Annotated in this window: 1 protein-coding gene; it reads right to left on the bottom strand. The window is 54.8% G+C overall.

Features of this window, described 5'->3' with window-relative positions; genetic code table 11:
- Positions 1–37: 37 nt before the first annotated feature.
- Positions 38–1,242, bottom strand: a protein-coding gene (locus PG899_RS24015) for an IS3 family transposase (protein ID WP_086008128.1) whose coding sequence is annotated in 2 segments (ribosomal slippage) — positions 38–924 and positions 924–1,242 — 1,206 coding nt in all. Because the reading frame shifts where the segments join, the coding sequence is not laid out codon by codon here.
- Positions 1,243–1,333: the final 91 nt, after the last annotated feature.

Genomic DNA, 1,333 nt, shown 5'->3' with positions numbered 1-1,333 from the left:
TGGATTTGACCCCATAGATCCAGACACTTTTTCCCGCTTAGGGTTGTGATACCCGACTGCGCAGAAATTCCCGTGGTGAACGGTATCCCAAGGCGCTGTGCGGGTGGTGCTCGTTATAATGCTCAAACGCAATAGCCAAATTGCCTACCGCTGTTCGGCTATCCGGTTTTGGCATCATCTCGATATAGTCTCGCTTCATCGTCTTCACGAAGCTCTCCGCTATACCGTTACTCTGTGGGCTTCTCACTGCTGTCGTTCTGGGCTCCAACCCGATTTCTCGTGCAAACGCGCGGGTCTCATGGGCGCGATACGCCGAGCCATTATCAGTCAGCCACTCCACCGGTGATGCCGGCAACGAATCCCCAAAGCGACGTTCGACAGACCTCAGCATGACATCTTGCACAGTGTCACTATCGTAACCCCCAGTACTGGCCGCCCAGTCCAACGCCTCCCTATCGCAGCAGTCCATGGCGAACGTGACTCGTAGTTTTTCACCGTTATCGCAGCGAAACTCGAAGCCATCTGAGCACCACCGTCGATTGCTCTCCTTGACGGCAACACACCCCTTATGTGCCTGCTGGGCCAATGGTGCAGCTGGTTTTCTTTCCAGCAGCAAGCCATGCTCGCGCATGACGCGATATACCCGCTTAGCGTTTACCACAGGTTGTTCTGTTGCCTCAGACTGACGCCGTAACAGCGCCCAGACCCGGCGATAGCCATAGGAGGGAAGCTCTGCCATCGCCTCCATGATACGGCCAAGTAAGGCTGCATCATCACGCTGGCGATGATGACGACCATCTTGCCAACCCGGTTTTCGATGAACACGAACGGATAGCTGCGCACGCGATACATTAAGAGCCTGGCTCACAGCACTTAATCGTCGTCCCCCGGCAACAAGGGCGCATGCGCAATCCATTTTTTTGCTCGACCATACTCCACGGCTTCTTTGAGGATCTCGTTCTCCATGGTCTTCTTCCCGAGCAGACGCTGAAGCTCTCGGATCTGCTTGATGGCAGCAGCCAACTCGGAAGCAGGAACAACATCCTCACCGGCGGTGATCGCCGTGAGAGACCCTTCTTGGAATTGCTTACGCCATTTGAAAAGCTGGTTTGCGTTGACGTCGTGCAAGCGAGCAACATGAGAGACGGTCATCCCGGGCTCAAAGGTCTGCTGCACGATGGCGATCTTTTCTTGTGGAGTCCGGCGTCGACGGCGCTCGGCCCCTGTTAACACTTCGACCATCTTCTCGTTGTGACTAGTACTGAACATAGCTCCAAGACTACCTCTTAAGTTAAGAGGGGCGAAGTGTCTGGATCTTCAAGGGGCCAATCTA

The organism is Aeromonas sp. QDB39 (genome assembly GCF_027707585.1).
Lineage (GTDB): Bacteria > Pseudomonadota > Gammaproteobacteria > Enterobacterales > Aeromonadaceae > Aeromonas > Aeromonas hydrophila.
The sequence above is the reverse complement of the archived record's forward strand: the minus strand, read 5'-3'. Positions and strand labels throughout refer to the sequence as shown.